Origin of the sequence: Aquimarina callyspongiae, from assembly GCF_034322225.1 — a bacterium.
Classification (GTDB): Bacteria; Bacteroidota; Bacteroidia; order Flavobacteriales; family Flavobacteriaceae; genus Aquimarina.
The window spans coordinates 621,712-639,661 of record NZ_JAXLPA010000003.1 but is presented as its reverse complement, the minus strand read 5'-3'; the positions used below and the strand labels follow the sequence as shown (position 1 = coordinate 639,661).

The 17,950-nt window shown below is 34.6% G+C and carries 11 protein-coding genes, 1 tRNA gene and 1 pseudogene; 5 read left to right on the top strand and 8 right to left on the bottom strand.

Annotated features, from left to right (window positions below; genetic code table 11):
- Positions 1-2 precede the first annotated feature (2 nt).
- The 3 genes and pseudogenes from U0D62_RS15010 (at position 3) to U0D62_RS15000 (ending at position 8,509) form a co-directional block, all read left to right on the top strand.
- A complete protein-coding gene (locus tag U0D62_RS15010; RefSeq protein ID WP_322288123.1) occupies positions 3-6,161 on the top strand; it encodes a DUF6443 domain-containing protein in 6,159 nt (2,052 codons plus the stop codon).
- Positions 6,162-6,564: 403 nt separating this feature from the next.
- Positions 6,565-7,131, top strand: a pseudogene (locus U0D62_RS15005) (REP-associated tyrosine transposase).
- A gap of 802 nt (positions 7,132-7,933) precedes the next feature.
- Entirely contained in the window at positions 7,934-8,509 is a 576-nt protein-coding gene (locus tag U0D62_RS15000) for an RNA polymerase sigma factor (RefSeq protein WP_322288122.1), read from the top strand.
- 39 nt (positions 8,510-8,548) lie between these two features.
- On the opposite strand, the gene U0D62_RS14995 is transcribed toward U0D62_RS15000, so the two are convergent.
- From U0D62_RS14995 to U0D62_RS14970, 6 genes are all read right to left on the bottom strand, one after another.
- A complete protein-coding gene (locus tag U0D62_RS14995; RefSeq protein WP_322288121.1) occupies positions 8,549-10,465 on the bottom strand; it encodes an ATP-binding protein in 1,917 nt (638 codons plus the stop codon).
- 38 nt (positions 10,466-10,503) lie between these two features.
- The gene (locus U0D62_RS14990) at positions 10,504-11,826 is read right to left on the bottom strand and encodes an HTTM domain-containing protein (RefSeq protein ID WP_322288120.1); all 1,323 of its coding nucleotides are present in this window, start codon (positions 11,824-11,826) and stop codon (positions 10,504-10,506) included.
- The gene (locus tag U0D62_RS14985; RefSeq protein WP_322288119.1) at positions 11,823-12,755 is read right to left on the bottom strand and encodes a bifunctional riboflavin kinase/FAD synthetase; all 933 of its coding nucleotides are present in this window, start codon (positions 12,753-12,755) and stop codon (positions 11,823-11,825) included. Before U0D62_RS14985 ends, U0D62_RS14990 begins: the two co-directional genes overlap by 4 nt.
- 167 nt (positions 12,756-12,922) lie before the next feature.
- Complete coding sequence (gene pth, locus U0D62_RS14980) at positions 12,923-13,549, bottom strand: aminoacyl-tRNA hydrolase (RefSeq protein ID WP_322288118.1); 627 nt, start codon at positions 13,547-13,549, stop codon at positions 12,923-12,925.
- Between the two features lie 152 nt (positions 13,550-13,701).
- Positions 13,702-14,322 carry a 50S ribosomal protein L25/general stress protein Ctc gene (locus U0D62_RS14975; RefSeq protein WP_322288117.1) on the bottom strand — a complete coding sequence of 207 codons (621 nt, stop codon included), beginning with the start codon at positions 14,320-14,322 and terminating at the stop codon, positions 13,702-13,704.
- Between the two features lie 25 nt (positions 14,323-14,347).
- Positions 14,348-15,289 carry a ribose-phosphate pyrophosphokinase gene (locus U0D62_RS14970; RefSeq protein WP_322288116.1) on the bottom strand — a complete coding sequence of 314 codons (942 nt, stop codon included), beginning with the start codon at positions 15,287-15,289 and terminating at the stop codon, positions 14,348-14,350.
- A 154-nt stretch (positions 15,290-15,443) separates the two neighbouring features.
- Between U0D62_RS14970 and U0D62_RS14965 the strand changes: the two genes are divergently transcribed.
- Positions 15,444-15,525: transfer RNA gene (locus U0D62_RS14965), tRNA-Leu, on the top strand.
- A 125-nt stretch (positions 15,526-15,650) separates the two neighbouring features.
- Here U0D62_RS14965 and U0D62_RS14960 read toward each other — a convergent pair.
- Complete coding sequence (locus U0D62_RS14960; RefSeq protein ID WP_322288115.1) at positions 15,651-16,208, bottom strand: ImmA/IrrE family metallo-endopeptidase; 558 nt, start codon at positions 16,206-16,208, stop codon at positions 15,651-15,653.
- A gap of 12 nt (positions 16,209-16,220) precedes the next feature.
- Positions 16,221-16,562, bottom strand: a complete 342-nt coding sequence (locus tag U0D62_RS14955; protein ID WP_322288114.1) for a helix-turn-helix transcriptional regulator — start codon at positions 16,560-16,562, stop codon at positions 16,221-16,223.
- A gap of 428 nt (positions 16,563-16,990) precedes the next feature.
- On the opposite strand from U0D62_RS14955, the gene U0D62_RS14950 reads away from it, so the two are divergent.
- The gene (locus U0D62_RS14950; protein ID WP_322288113.1) at positions 16,991-17,950 is read left to right on the top strand and encodes a multiubiquitin domain-containing protein; all 960 of its coding nucleotides are present in this window, start codon (positions 16,991-16,993) and stop codon (positions 17,948-17,950) included.

Sequence of the window (17,950 nt, the reverse complement as noted above, 5' to 3'; positions counted from 1 at the left end):
AGATGAAAAAATATATATTATATATAATACTGTGCATACCGGTATTCGGGATGGCACAATTTGGCGGTGGTGGTCTGATTGTAGATACTAGTTGTGATGATGTCGATCCCAGTTATACTCGGTATTGGCAAGATGCTGATGGAGATGGATATGGAAATCCTGCTATATGGAGGTGTGAGCCTAGTCGTCCATCAGGGTATATTACAGCAAATGCCGATAGAATTGATTGTAATGATAACAATGCCAGTGCTACTGTCATTCGTGTTTGGTATAGGGATGCTGATGGAGATGGTCACGGAAGTAGTGGTACAACTCAAAGCTCCTGCGATCAGCCTTCGGGGTATGTCAGTAGCAATGATGACTGTAATGATAATGATGCCACAGTATATGAAGTGCGTACCTGGTATCGGGATGCGGATGGAGATGATTATGGAGTAGTGGGGATTACCCAAAGCTCTTGCTCTCAACCTGCAGGATATACCAATAAAGTCGGGGATTGTGATGATAGTAACCCCAATGTCAACCCAGGAGGTGTAGAGCCCTGTAATCTGGATGGACTGGATAACAACTGCAACGGACAAGTGGATGAGCTTACTCCTGTTGTACCTACCGCTTCAGTAGTCAATAATTGTGGTAATAGTGTTCTTACCCAAGGGACCCCACCTTTAAATGTCACTTGGTATTGGCAGGGTAGTGCTAATGGAACCAGTACCTCAAATTCAGGAAATTCAGTAACAAGAACCAGTGGGACTACCTATTATCTTAGAGCTAGAAACAATAATAGCGGATGCTGGAGTGCAGCGAGAACAGTATCTTATACAATCAATACAGTACCTGGAGTACCATCTACACCATCTGTCGCTAATAATTGTGGTAGCAGTGTACTTACAAAAGGTAATGCACCATCAGGGATCACCTGGTATTGGCAGAGCAGTGCCACAGGTACCAGTACCTCAAACTCGGGATCATCAATAACCCGTAGCAGTGGATCCACCTATTACCTAAGAGCCAGAAATAACAGTAGCGGATGCTGGAGTGCAGCCAGGAGTATATCCTATACAATTATAGAGGTACCCGCTACACCTTCTGTTCCTTCAGTAACCAACAACTGCGGAAGTAGTGTGTTGACAAGAAGTAGTGCGCCATCAGGGATCACCTGGTATTGGCAAAACACAGCATCAGGAACAGATACTTCAATGGCTAGTGGTTTTTCATCTATTACGCTTACCAGTGGTAATACTCATTACCTAAGGGCAAGAAACAATACAACCGGATGTTGGAGTGCTGCCAGAAGCGTGTCTTATGCGATCAAGACGCTTCCGGATACGCCTCCTGTTCCTACTGTAACCAATAATTGCGGAAACAGTATATTGACAAGAAGTACGCCACCATCAGGAACTACCTGGTATTGGCAGAGTAGTTCCTCTGGAACCAGTACTACAGATGCTTCTGTATCTATTACTCAAACAAGTGGTAGTTCCTATTATCTGAGAGGAAGAAATAACAGTACAGGATGCTGGGGCACAGCTACAAGCGTATCCTATACTGTAAATCTGATACCAGCTGTTCCTGCAACTGCTACAGTGGTTAACAATTGTGGGAATAGTGTGCTTACACGAAGCAATCCACCATCAGGAATTACCTGGTATTGGCAAAGTAGTGACACAGGCACAAGTACATCCAGTTCTGATATTTCTGTAACGAGAACGACAGGAAGTTCTTATTACTTAAGAGCCAGAAACAATACTACCGGATGTTGGAGTACCTCCATAACCATATCCTATAGTATTACCCCTATACCTACCTGGTATAAAGATGTGGATGGAGATGGATATGCAGGTACTTCAGTTATGCAATGTAACAGTCCCGGTAATGGGTATACTCAAGTTGTATTGCCATTGACTGATTGTGATGACCAAAATGCTGCCCTACATCCTAATACCAAATGGTATGCAGATGTTGATGGCGATGGATTTGGAGATGCTAACGATATCATAACACAATGTTTACAACCTACAAGTTATGTAGCCAACAATGCAGATCAATGTATTACCATAGCCGGTAATATTAATGGATGCAAAGGAGAGCCTTATCAAGATATTACTTTAAGTAATGAAAATTATGTTTTTACAAGGAGCTATCAGACTGAAATAAGTACTCCTGCCCAGATACAACACAATAGTGATGTTATTGAAGGAGTTACCTATTTTGATGGATTAGGAAAACCCAAGCAAAATATTGCTTTAAGAGCTGGTGGATTGGTAAATAACAATATTCTGGACTTAACAGGAGATTGGACAGTAGGAACGGGCTCTACCCCATTATTTAATAATGCCGGCAGAACCCAGGATAATAAACGAGAGTTTGGTCCCAATCCTTTTGGAGAACAGTCCTTACTCTGGCGTTGCGGAAATAATGAGGGAGTACAGACCAATGCAGGATGGAACTCAGATCATTTTGCGGTTGATCATAGTACAGCATATGTATACCAGGTATGGATCAAACGTACAGGGCCTACTTCGGGATCAGCATATCACGGCATTTGGGATGTGAATTTTGTCAATGGAACAAATGCAGGAAATCCTTATTTCCTGCACCACGAATTACCAGAGGCTGATACCTGGTATTTACTGGTGGGATTGATCTATCCACATAATTACACAGGAAACAACCCAACCTTTAGCGGAGTTTATGATGCCAATGGTAATAAGATAATTGGAGGAACCGATTTTAAATGGAAAAGCACCACTGTTTCTACCAGATTGAGGGATTTTTATTATGATGGAAGTGCTACCAATTCTTTTGCCTATTACTGGGATCCGAAAATAACAGCATTAAAGGGCTCGACCGCTTCTATTACAGAGTTGATTACCGATGATAAACCCAGAGATATTGTCACTCATATCGAATATGACGGATATGGCAGGCAGACAAAAGAATACCTGCCATATGCATCCTATGGAACTTTGGGAAGCTATAAGAATGTGGATGTTAATACAGATATTAATAGCTATTACCTGAACAAATACCCAGAAGATTTTTCAGGAATTGATGCGGCTACAATAGGGGATGTTAACGCCTATTCTGAAAGTATATTAGAAGCTTCGCCTTTAGGTAGAGTATTGGAACAAGGAGCACCAGGTAAAGCCTGGAAAGCGGATCCATTGAGTGATACCGATCATACCATCAAATTTGATTGGAAAACAAATAAAACCGAAGACGCAATTATAGATTTCAGAGTAGATTTCTCAAATCCAAGTAATACAGAAATACCATCATTGGTAAAAACGGGCACTTATCAAACAGGAGAATTGTATGTCACCATCACCAAAGATGAAAACTGGATAACTACCAGTGGCAACAACCATACTACTGAAGAGTACAAAGATAAATCGGGGAGGGTAATTCTTAAAAGAACATATAATGAAGGAGATGCGCATGATACCTATTATGTATATGATAGTTTTGGGAATCTTACTTATGTGCTACCTCCTAAAGTGATTGTTAGTGATGGAATCAGTGCAATAGAACTTGATGAATTGTGCTACCAATATCGATATGATTATAGAAATCGCCTGATCGAAAAAAAGATACCAGGAAAAGGGTGGGAGTATATTGTATACAATAAATTAGATCAACCGATACTGACTCAAGATGCCAATCTGAGAAAAGAAAATTCTGGGAAATCCTGGGATCAATGGCTATTTACAAAATATGATGTCTTAGGAAGAGTAACATATACCGGGTTGATTATTAACAGTAGTAATCGAAAAGTAATGCAGAGCAGGACTCATTCTTCAACCTACGAGCAATATGAGTCTAAAGAAGTAAGCCCGAATACGATTGCAGGAACTCCTGTGTATTATAGCAAAGCTGCATACCCAACAAGTATGCAAAAGATATATACGATCAATTATTATGACACCTATAATTTTGACATAGCTGATTTGATTTCTCCAGGAACGGTGTATGGAGTGGCCATATCTGACCAAACCAAATCCCTGGCTACAGGTTCCAAAGTAAATGTATTAGGAACCAATGACTGGATTACTACAGTGACCTATTATGATGAAAAAGGAAGAGCTATCTATGTAGCTAGTAAAAATGAATATCTAAATACTACAGATATTGTAGAAAGTAAACTGGACTTTACTGGAAGAGTTTTAGAAACTAAAACTACACATATCAAGGATAATAAAGCTCCGATCATAACCATAGATACCTTTACTTATGATCATGTGGGTAGGTTGTTGGATCAGTCTCAAAAGATCAATACTCAGGCACCAGAAGTGGTTGTGGCGAACACCTATGACAAGCTAGGGCAATTAGAAGCCAAAATCGTTGGTGGTGGCTTGCAAAAGGTGGATTATACTTATAATATCAGAGGTTGGTTAAAAGGGATTAATGATGTCAAGGATCTCCAAAATGATTTATTTAGTTTTAAGATCAACTATAATGAAATGGAAATGCAAAACTCTATTGCATTGTATAATGGTAATATAAGTGAAACATCCTGGAAAACTGCCAATGACAACCAGTTAAGACATTATACCTATAGCTATGACGCCCTAAACCGGATCACAGGGGCAACCAGTAATGACAACAGGTATAACCTGAGTAATGTTACTTACGATAAGATGGGGAATATCCTGACCTTACGGCGTGGAGGACACCTGAATGAAGCAGCTACCAGTTTTGGAGTGATGGATAACCTGGCCTATACCTATTACAATGGGGGTAATAAACTAAAAGCTGTAGCAGAAACCATACCCCAACCTTTTGGGTTTACCAAAAATGCAACGACAGGGACTGATTATGTGTATGATTCTAATGGAAACATGATCCTGGATCAAAACAAAGGAATCACGGGTATTACCTATAACCACCTTAATTTGCCCGAAGCAGTAACTATTAATAATACAGCACATACCGGAAATATTCAATATATTTATGACGCCACTGGAGCGAAACTTAAGAAAACCGCAACAGAGGGAAGTTCATTAATAGAAACCGAATATGCAGGTAATTATATTTATGAGAATGACCGACTCCAGTTCTTTAATCATCCAGAGGGTTATGTAGAGCCAAGTCAAGATGGTAGAGTTACAAATTATAAATATATCTATCAATACAAAGATCATTTAGGAAACATCAAGCTTAGTTATAGTGATAATGATGAAGATGGTCAAATAGACGTTCTTAGAAATAACATAGATGTAGATGGTGATGGAGATAACTACCACGAAATCTTAGAAGAGAAAAATTATTATCCTTTCGGACTACAACATAAAGGATATAATAACACCATTACGGGTAGAAAACATAACTATGGATATAATGGCAAAGAGGAGAATGATGAGCTTGGGCTAGAATGGATTGATTTTGGAGCTAGAAATTACGATGCTTCTATTGGACGTTGGATGAATATCGATCCTCTTGCTGATGAAATGAGAAGGCACTCACCTTATAATTACGCATTTGATAATCCAATCAGTTTTATTGATCCTGATGGAATGGCTCCTTTTTGGATAAATAATGGTGATGGAACTTATACTGCGGAAGCTGGCGATAGTGCTTCGACATTAGCAAAGGATGCTGGAATTTCTTTTGAGAGAGCAAAAGAAATAATGGCTAATACTCCTAATGAAAGCTCTTCTTTGGGTACTATGGGGACTTATATAGATACTAATGATGGTGTTGAAAAATCTGCTGTTGATGAAGGAGATGTAGTGGCTATTCCTGAGCAAAAAACAATCATAGATATCAATAAAGAAGGTATTGAAAATGCCGAGAAAAGCATTTCTGAAGATAATGCATCTATTGATAAATTAAACAGGGACAATGACTCAATTCTAATATCGAAAGAAACCACGCAACAGCATATAGATCTTACAAATAAAGTAGGTATTAAGGGTGATATGGGTGACCCAGATAAAGGAGCTATTTTAGGAGGGTTAATAACCCAAGCAAGAAGAGAAGCAAAAGTTTATAAGGACGGTAAATTGATTGATCTAAATAATAATTCTATAGATAGTTTGTCAAAAGAGATCGATAAAAAGAATGCAGAAATAAAGAAAAGACAAAGTATTATTAAGAACCCTAATTCTGTTAATAAAAGAAAAAAGTCTATTAATCTAAAAAAGAAAAAAATCAAAGGTTAATTTGTTGTCAAGAGATCAAATAAATTCTATTTTTAAGGTAATTGGATTAACAATAATATATTATTCGATTCTCAATGGGTTAACGTATGTGCTTTTCACGAATGTACCCATTGAGTTTTTGGATAGTAATGATAAGATTTACCTTTTGGAATTGCTATCATTGACAGTGGTAATGTTAATGACTATAGTAGCCTATAAGCTTATCGGAAAAAGATATTTTACTTATGAAAGAAAGAATATTTTTTATTTTAAGGCTATAATTTTTATTATAATACTAGCTTTCCCCCCGTTAGCGCGAGCGTCTAGCTCGTGACAGTATGAGTGAAAAGTATTCATTAGGGATAACCGTAAGAATGGTAAAAGCTATGATAGTAATATCGTAGCTTTTCTTTATTTTGGTAAAATGAGTAGAAAATATAAGTTTCATAATAAAGAATGGATCTACTTCATAAGTTTTGCTACTGTATATTGGATAGATGTTTTTACAAGAGAGATATACCTATCCATATTAGCAGAAAGTATGGAATATTGCAGAAAACATAAAGGAATGGAAATCTATGCATATTGTTTCATGCCAAGTCATGTGCATTTAATGTTTCGTGATGGTAATGAGGACCCTTCGGGATTAATTCGTGATTTTAAAGGGTATACTTCAAAGAAGCTTCTAAAAACTATAGAAGAAAACCCTCAAGAGAGCAGAAAAGAATGGTTGTTATGAATGATGGAAAAAGCAGGCAAAAAGAATAGCAATATAACCCATAGACAGTTGTGGCAACAACATAATAAACCAATAGAATTATGGACAGATAAAGTTATTCAACAAAAAGTCGATTATATTCATAATAACCCCGTAGAATCCGGTTTTGTTACCAATCCAATTGATTGGAAATACAGCAGTGCCCGAAACTATCAAGATGATCATACTATTTTAGAAATAGATAATGATGGATTTTTATTGAGATTGATATAGTCAGAACGGTACGAGCGAGATGCTCGCGCTAACTAGAGATGGTTCTTATGAAAGCTAGCTCGCGCCGAAAGTTCACTCTGTTCTTTTTAAAATTTAAACATAAATAATTATGAAGCTAACCTAAAGGCTATCGCTAGAGTGTCTCTAATGGCGTCAAAGATTAGAAGGTAAATGCGGTCATACTACCTCGCTCAGTTATAGTATGCGTTAGTGTTAGTTTGTAACTAGTACCAGCAAAGATTGATAGGTAAGAATGAAAAATAAATGCTAAGAACCAGTTACATTTCTGTAACAGGATTTTTTATGCATTAGTATTTTTAGCTTTAAGATCTTGTGTCCAGAAATGTATTGTCTTAATAATTTTTAATGACTCCTTATCACTGATGTAAATCCCTCTTAGATTCAGGATACTGGTATTTATCAACCCAATACCAACGCTTATAATTTTTATTGCGTTATACTGTTTTTTTGGTGTTATGTTTGTATGGATGATGAGAGGTGTACTTCTTTTGTTTTTAAGAAAGCAAATCTATTCTGCATAAGGTTTCATCAGTAGATACGCTTTGATTTAACGTGAGTTCGGTATAAGAAAATCACTCAATTTGACGGCTTTTGTTAGTTCCGGTATTATATCGAACTCACATTAATTTAATCCACATTGTGGAGTTTAATTTTCCGAGGCTTGCCTCGAAATGTAAAAACTGGTTTTCAGCTGGATGCCTCGTGAGCTTGCTCCGAGGTAGTTGACTAAGAAATAAAAAAATAGTAATTATAACGAGCTTGTTTAAAAAAAGGGATACTGATGAAGATAAACAATATAAAAAATCAAAAAATCTTAGAAGAGATCATTTTGGGCAACGAGGTAGTTATTAAGGCTTTTTATAAAAGAAACCTTAGGTATATGAGGAGGTTTATCTTGGAGAATTCTGGTCGTGAAGAAGATATAGAAGATATAGTCCAGGATGCTATGGTGATCTTATATCAAAAATTGAAATCAGGTCCTTTTGTGTTATCCAGTTCTTTGCAAACCTATTTTTATGGGATTTGTAAGAATATATGGATGAATCAATTACGACGAAAAGAAAAACTAATAATAGACAATGTATTGGTTGTGCAATCAAAACAAGTAAGCTTTTCTATTATCGATGCTATAGAAACAGATGAACGTAGATCTTTGTATCAAAAACATTTTCAAGCTTTAAGTGAATCCAATAGAAAATTGCTGGCACTATTTTTTGATGGGAAAAGCATGTGTGAAATTGCAAAAATAACGGGATATTCAGAAGGATATGTGCGCAAAAAGAAATTTAAATCCAAAAAAGCATTAATAGAAATGATAGAAAACGACTTAATCTATCAAGAATTAAAAGCTAGTTAAAATATAAGTTGTAAAAAAAATTAGCTTACTTCCATCAATTTATGATGACACAGCTGATAACACAGGTATTTCAATATCAATAACAGTTCCTCTGCCTGGGGTAGAATCTACAAATATTTTTCCTTCTAATGCATTTAAGCGGTTTTTGATATTTTTAAAACCAATTCCTTCTGTTACTTTATCAGTTTCAAAACCTACTCCGTTATCTTCAAAAAGGAGTTGTATAGTTTCCTCATGTTTATTGAGATAGATATCAATGTTTTTTGCTTTTGCGTGCTTTAAACAATTAGTAAGTAATTCTTGTATGATTTTAAAGAGTTCTTCTGTAAGTTGAGGTTCAATTTGGTCAATCTCATCCTCTGGATATGGATGAAATGATATGTTTTGATTACCGCCATTAGACACATTATCGATGTATTCTTTTATTAAGACAGTGATTGGGTTTTTTTGAAACTTTTTTGGGATAAGGTTATGTGAAAAATCTCGAACCTGATGATACGTTTCATCTACTTGTTTGATTATACTAGATCGTTGTACGTCTGTTTTGTTGGCATTAGAAAGCTGCAATTTAATGCTTGCTAAGTTGCCACCAACGCTATCGTGTAATTCTCTGGCCAGACGTTGTCTTTCTTTGTCCTGACCTTTCATAGTAGCTTTAATCAGGTTGAGTTCCTGATCTTTCATTAACCCGTATACTTTTTGGGTATTTACTTCTTCTTGTGACTTGTTTAGTGCGACTTGTGTTTTTAACTTTTGAAAATACAGAAAGAGCAATCCAATAACAGGGATTAGTACAACTAAGAAACCTATCAAAAATGCCTTTTTAATAGTACGTTGCCTATCAATTTCGTTTTCTTTTAGTAGTTGCTCTTCTTTGAGAGATAATATTTCTTTTTCTTTTTGTAATGTCTGGTATTTGATTTCAAGTTCTTTGACTACTTTTTTGTTCTGATCTTTTAAAATCTCATTGGATATAGAAAGATACTGAGTCATTAGATTATAAGCATTTTCATAGTCCTTATTAGCTACTTTGAGATCTTTGAGCACCATAATAACATCTCGTTGTAATTCAAGTTTATTCCATTGTACTGCATTTACATATGCAGAAGATAAGATCATTTCTGCATCTTTAAGATAATCTAACTTGTAATATACAATCCCTACTCGGATTGAAGCTTCTATATACAAATCATAAAAATTGTTTTTACGAGCTTTTTCTTTTACATCGATAAAATATTCTAATGCAGGATTAAAGTAGCTTTGGTAAGCATCTATCCGACCAAGTTTTAATTGTGTTTCGAGAACTGTTTTGTTGTTTGGATAGGAGCTTAGATGGTCTAACACTTCCAGGTAATAAGATTTTGCTTTTAAGGTTTCTTCTGTAAAAAAGTAAACATCAGCTAAGTATTTCTTTGCTAAAAATAATATCTCATCATCTTTGGTGTTCTGTATGCAGGTTTCGAATATGGATTGAGCGGTATCATATTCATTTTGATTGAGGTATACAACGCCCAAACCTAATTGATGAGTATAGTACATTTTACTCATTTTAGAAACAGGAGAAATAGCAATACCATCAAGATGGTGCTTCATAGCATCGTCAAATAACCCTTTAGAGAGTTTTCCCTTTCCTAAAATATTGTGAGATTTTGAAATATACAGATCAACGTTTGATAGTTCTTTCTTGCCTGCTAAAACTTCGTTTTGAAGTAGTTCTCCGTAGTATAATATAGAATCGGTGTTTCCTGCTTGAATATGTATTGCAGCAATAGTATCTATAACCTTAACTTTTTGTAAAAGGTTTTTCGTATTCTTAAGATCGTTGTATAAACGTTTATCAATTGTTTCAGGAATTTTTCCGAAAACAGTATACCAATCTTTCTTTTCCTGAGCGTTTATGGAAAATGAAATTAACAAAAAAAGTATACAAAAATTCCTAGCTGAAATTATATGCATAATACACTAAATATTTTATTTATATAGCGAAGTAAATTTTACTCCTTATCGTAGGTAATGATCCACGGGTTGGTGGTGAAATAATTCCAGGGCACACTTGCAAGATCGGTTTCTGGATCAATAAGTGTTTTTCTTTTTTTGCTGTTCACAGAGACACTGCTTTTTACGTACACAGCAATATCTTTACCATTGGCCGCGTATTCTTTTTTAAGATGTTGTGCAAATTGCCACATAGCATCTGGTTTTGTGCCAACTAATCGTAATTGTTTTTTAGATAGATACTTGTTTTTATTAACAAGCTCTCGTTTATTTTTAGGATCGTTTTTGTCTACAATATAAAAATTGGTAATTCCAGATCGTCCTCTAAGCATCATCCGCCAACTCATTCTATGACCTTCTTCGGTCCATAAAACATCTCCTGGGATAACCCAATGACGTAAAGGAAGACCGATTTGTATGGTAAACCAAATAATTGTAATAACTATTAATGGTTTTTTGTATGATGGTATAATAACTTCATTTTTAGAATAAAATTCTTTCTTCTTCATGAAAATACGATGTATTCTTTCCTTAGAGAAGAAAAATACGGTAAAAGCTAGTGATAAATATGGAAATATCCCTATCTGAAATACGATAGAGTTAAATAGGTGAAAAAATACACTAATACAGAAAGCTGCGAGTCGCGTTCTTTTCCATAATAATAAGGGTACAATAAGAAGATCAAATAAAATTCCGAAATAGGTTATACTTACATGAGACCAATGTTGCTGTAATAGAGAACCTACAATCGGATAATTTGCTCTCGAGGCCATAAGATTTCTGGCAACTGTAAAATCCAGCCAGTCAGGATAAAACTTTGCTACAGAAGCGTATGTGTAAACAATCCAGAGTTGAGCTATGATGATCAATAAGCACCATCTGGGCATTGAGATTTTTTTTAATGCAGGGTTTCGTTTTACGTCTAGAGAGAAATAGTTGCCTGCAGGCAATGTCAACATAACTATGCAAAGTAGTAATAAGAGATAATAATGGTTGTTATAAGATGCTTTTTGCATGAAATATACACCTGCCCACATTATAGTAAAGCCTAACATGCTCCATCGATACTTAAAACCAATCATAACCAGTAATCCGAAGATACCCATCACGGCAAAATAATAGTACATTCCATCACCTGGTAACGGTTGAAGAAAATCCAGCCCGATAAAATTAAATGTGAATTGGGGATCAATCATGGTTTTTTTAATCCACCCGGTAAAAATAGCCCCAATAGATTCTGCTGCTATAAGAAACCCAAAAAATACTCTAAAAATAATTAAAGAACTATTGTCTATTTGGGTAAATAGCCATTTATTTATCATACCAAAGAATTTATATACTCACGTGATACTTCTTCATCTTGCTGCATAGCTTCTTTTAAATCTTCTACAGAATCAAATTTTTTCTCATCTCTGATACGTTTCAGCATTTCAATTTGAATCTTTTTTTCATAAAGATTAAAGGAAGTGTCAAAAAAGTGTGCTTCTATCGTTTTATGAGTGCCATTAACGGTGGGATTTGTACCAATATTCATCATTCCAAAGTATGTTTTACTATCAATTATCGATTGTACAATGTATACCCCGTTTTTTGGAATTAATTTATAGTTTTCTTCTATATGTAAATTGGCAGTAGGATAATTGAGTTTTCTTCCTAAAGCTTTTCCTCTAACCACTTTACCTGTTAACATGTAGCGATATCCTAAATATGAGTTAGCTTTAATTATATTACCACTTAATAAGGCTTCACGAATCTTTGTGGAGCTTACGGTAACATCATCAATATCTTGTTTAGAGATTTCTTCTACGGTAAAATTATTTTGTATGCCATATGAGGCGAGATCAGTAATATTAGAGTTTCGATTGCGGCCAAAGCGATGATCGTATCCTATGATTACATGTTTTACATTAAGGCAATCAATTAGCATTTGCTGTACATATTCACCAGCAGAAAGGCGAGAAAACTCTTTAGTAAATGGATGAATTACTAATGAGCTTAACCCTGTTTTTTCTAGTATTTGAATTCGTTCATCTATCGTGTTAATCAATTTGATGTCTGAATCTTGTTGAAGAACCATTCTTGGATGCGGAAAAAATGTTAGAATCACAGATTCTAGATTATTTCTTTTAGCATTTTCGATGAGGCGATCAATAATTTTTTTATGACCTATATGCACACCATCAAAAGTACCTATGGTAACCACGGATGGAATTTCTTCATCATATGTTTTTGCGTCATTATAGCGTTTCATCCTTTCAGGTTTAAGATATTCATGATTATTTGGAGAACTTGCCGCCTGTTATCCGGTGCGACGCTATTGAATATTATAGTTGGCATTCATTTTATTATTATAGCTTATTTCGAGATACGAAATATAAAGCCTATTGTAAAAATAAAAAATAGTTGGTATACATTTCTTTATTTTCCGTTAAAGGTGTTCATTGTATTTGCCATTCCTGCAGTTGCAAAGGATTTTATAAGAGCAATTCCTTTCTCTAATCGGTCAGGCATCGTAGTTTCTTCTTCATTACTCCATTCTCCAAGAACATAATCTACTTGTCTTCCTTTGCTAAATTCTGCTCCGACGCCAAATCGAAATCTGCAATATTTTGAAGTGTTTAATTGAGCCTCTATATCTTTAAGTCCATTATGTCCTCCCGCACTACCTTTTGATTTGAGCCTTATAGTTCCATATGGCAAATTAATATCATCTGTGATTACCAATAAATTTTCAAGAGGTACTTTTTCTTTTTCTAACCAGTATCGCACAGCTTTTCCGCTAAGATTCATATAGGTACTGGGTTTTAATAATATAATAGTTCTGCCTTTGAATTTATAGGTAGTAAGATCTCCTAGTTTTTGAGTTTCGAAAGTAAGGTTTTCTTCTTTTACTAAGGTGTCTAATATTCTGAAACCAATATTATGGCGAGTATTATGATATTTTGGGCCAATATTTCCTAAGCCCACTACAAGAAATTTTTTCATGAGTTCTTCTTGAGTTTCTTCTTCTTTTTCTGAAAACAATTTTTTGAAGATAGAAAACATGTTTTTTATGTTTTGTGTACAGCCTGGTTGTTGCCAAAAAAGAAGTTCTTTCTATTAATGTTAACTTGAGCAGGTACTAAAATTTTAGTAAAAATAAAAAAAGCACCCTAATAATTAAATTAGAGTGCTTGTAATATTCTTTTATAAGAAGACTATGCTTCAGCAGCTGGAGCTTCAGCAGCTGGTGCTGCTCCTTCTTCTTCTTCCTCTTCTTCTTCATCCACAGCATTACGAGAAGTTTTCACCATACAAATTACTGTATTATCCGGGTGTAGAATAGAAAAATCTTCACTTGCTACATCAGTAACATATAATTTGTTTCCAATTTTAAGTTCTGTAATATCTCCTTCGATTACATCTGGTAATTTAGAAGCAAGACCTTTTACTTTGATACGTCTTAGGTTAAAACGTAGTACCCCACCATTACGAACACCTTTAGAGTTTCCTGTAGTTCTAAAAGGAAGTTCAATAACAATTGGTTTATCATCAAAAATTTGAATAAAATCGATGTGTAAAATTCTATCAGTTACAGGGTGAAATTGGATGTCCTGTAGGATAGCATTTACTTTAGTACCATTATCCAACGCAATTACCACTGTATGTACGTCTGGAGTATACACTAAATTTTTGAAAGCAATTTCTGGTGCTGCAAAGTGTACAATAGTGTCTCCACCGTAAATAACACAAGGTACCTGTCCAGCATTACGTAAGGCTTTTGTTGCTTTCTTGCCTACGCTTTCTCTTTGAGATGCATTGATTGTTAATGATTTCATTTTTTAAAAATTTATTAATTACTATTTACATTATAAATTTAGAGCTGATAGATTCGTTATGATGTACTCTATTCATAACATCTGCAAATAAATTTGCACAACTGATCACTCTAATTTTATTACTTTCCTGTTTTAGAGGAATAGAATCGGTTACGATCAATTCTTCTAATTTTGAATTTTCTAATCGTTCATAAGCAGTTCCTGAAAGAATTGCATGTGTACAAATAGCTCGAACACTTTTTGCTCCTCTTTCTATCATCAAATCTGCTGCCTTTGTTAATGTACCTGCGGTATCAACCATATCATCTACCAATACTACATTTTTTCCGGTTACATTACCTATTAGTTCCATGTGCGATATTACATTGGCTTTTGCACGTTGCTTATAACAAATAACAACATCACTCATTAAAGCTTTAGAATATGCGTATGCTCTTTTTGAACCTCCCATATCTGGAGAGGCAATGGTAAGATTATCTAGATTAAGTCTTTGCAGATAAGGCAAAAATATAGTAGAAGCATATAAATGATCTACTGGTTTCTCAAAGAAACCTTGAATCTGATCTGCATGTAGATCCATTGTTATGATTCTTGTTGCACCTGCTGTTTCCAGCATTTTGGCAATAAGTTTTGCAGCAATAGGAACTCTTGGTTTATCTTTTCTGTCTTGACGTGCCCAACCATAATATGGCATTACAGCTGTTATATGTCTTGCCGAAGCTCTTTTGGCTGCATCCAGCATCAGTAACATCTCCATAAGATGATCAGAATTAGGATGTGTTGAACCAATGATGAAAACTCTGGAGCCTCTAACAGATTCTTCAAAAGAAGGTTGAAACTCACCATCACTATAGGTAGAGGTAATAACCTTACCTAATTTAGCGCCATAGGCAGTTACCATTTTTTCGGCAAGTTCTGTACTTTGGCTACACGCAAAAAATTTTGCTTCTGTTACTGCTTTAGGCATGGGTAAACTGTTGTATTGTAATGAGTTAAAACTTATTTTTAGAAAACAAGGTGCAAATTTAAAAATTTATTTTAACTAAGGCTCGTATTTTATTACTTATTTGATGGTATAAAACGAATATTTTTATAATTTTGCCGTCCAATTCATAAAGAATGCTCAAGTGGCGGAATTGGTAGACGCGCTGGATTCAAAATCCAGTTCTTTCGGGAGTGTGGGTTCGATTCCCACCTTGAGTACTAAAAACCCTGATAAACAGTTGTTTGTCAGGGTTTTGTTGTTTTTTAGGGCAACGAATGGGGCAACTCCTGGTGAATAAACCGCGTTTTTTTGTTCTAAAGCCTAATACTGAAATTATTTATTGTTAAAAACCATAATCGTAATAACCAAGAGCTTTTAATCTATAATCCATAGCTTGAGTACTGACTTGGAATATATCTGATAATCTGTACAATTTGTCATCATAAGTTAAATTATCATTTAATTTTTCAATTTCATCTTGTATTAATTTTCTTGGCATTAATATACTGGCTGCAAAAAAATTAGCTTGTTTTTCCATTAAAGGATTATTAGACTTATGATTGCTTCTGTAAATTTTTTCTGATTCCTTTGTTCTTAGCATTGAACCTCTATAGAAGTAATCTACAAATAATGGCGATTCAACATTATGTAATTTATAATGACCAATTTCATGGGAGATAGTAAACCTTTTTCTTACCTCTGGATGATTCTTGTTTAAACCAATTATTGTTTTATTGTCTTTTTTTAATAAAAACCCCGAGATGTCATCACTTAAATCTTGAGGTTCTATGATGATTTTCAATTTTTTTGCTAATTTATTTAAATCAACGGGGGCCTTCATTAGGCTATAATTGATTAATACGTCATTAGCAATTTGTTCGATTTTTTTGTAAGTGTACATAAAATAAGATGATTAATCTTTCTTTAAAAAACCTTTCAAAATATTCAGATCTTTTTCGCTGATATTTTCAGGTAAAGAATTATAGATGTCTCTATACTTTTTATCTATAACTGTAGACGTAGTGTATATTTTTAATGAAGGTAATAAGTCTTCTATTTGACATTTTAACGCTAAAGCAATTTCATATATTGTATAAATTGATGGTTGATGGTTGCCAATTTCGATATTAGAAAGAGATGATCTGCTTAAAGAAATTTTTTTTGCTAATTCTTGCTGTCCTAGCTTTTTACTTTTGCGAATTCTCTTAATATTATTACCTATAGTTTCATAAAGAATATCACTTTTGTTGCTCATAGAATTGCTTATGATGGTAAACAAAGATAAACAAAAATGTTTAAAATACAAGCAAAATCAAATATTTTTTTATCAATTTGCTTAATATCGAAAAAGATGCTATATTTGTATGTCATATATAAAATTATGGCATAAAAAAATCAGGCAGAAAACTACCTGATTTGGATTTATTTTTGAATAAACAAGGGCTCGCAACCCAGGTCATCCTTAATATTGTTAGAGATACAAAGGTACATATTCTTCTATAATTTTCCAAATCCGAGTTTTCTGTCGGATTATTATTAACGAAATAAAATTTTGATTGCGCTTATTTATTGGTCTAACCAGTACAAAATTGGTTGTTAGAATAGCTATGACCCTTGCCCATATTTGTAATGGTTAATAATTTCTTTGGGCTTATTTATTTAATAATTTAATACTACAGCGTAATGCAAAAAGTAGATAAAACAGATTTAAAAAAATGCTTTTGCAGCGGAGTAAAACCTGCAATTGCATACGAATATCTATTCGATATAAACGAGAATAGACATTCCACCAAAAACCAAGTAATAACCGGTAATACTTTGCATGAACTTGCAGGTACAAATCCTAATACTCATTTTATCAGGATGGTCACCCATAAAGGAAAGACACTTGTTGGACCAGAAATCAAAGTTGATCTGACCGAATGTGGCATCGAAAAATTTATAATACGTCCTTATAATCAAGAGATCATTGATATAGAAGATTGTTTTTGTGAGGGGATAAAACCTGTAATAACGTATAAATATCTTATCAAAATTAATGGTAAAAAATATACCATTGATAAGGAAAGGATTACTGGACGGGAAATACTGCAGTTAGTAGACAAAGACCCTAAAAATTATAGACTTAGGATGTTTACTAAAAATGGTAAAATTATTGTTAAACCGGATGATGCAATTGATGTCACTCAATGCGGCGCGGAAAGATTTGTGTGCGAACCTTTGGATTGTACTGAGGGGTTTATTCAGAAATCAGATTTTGATATACCTTTAGAAGATTGCGAGTTCTTGAACTCGTTGCCTAATAAGGTTGATGTGTTAAGGGATAGGAATATTTGTTGGATAATACTTCGAGGTTATACTTTGCCAGAAGGATACAATGTAAGTTCTGCCGATGTAGCAATTATGATTCCTCCGCACTATCCCAGAACTGCCTTAGATATGGTTTACTTCAATCCACCTTTACAAAGGAAGGATGGTAAACAGATAAGGCAATTAGCAAATCAATCAATTGAAGGTAAGAGCTATCAACGCTGGTCGAGGCATAGGACACAATACAATCCTTGGCATCCCGAAGTTGATAATTTCGAATCTCACTTAGATTTGATGATGCATTGTTTGTTAGCTGAATTTAATAAACGTTAA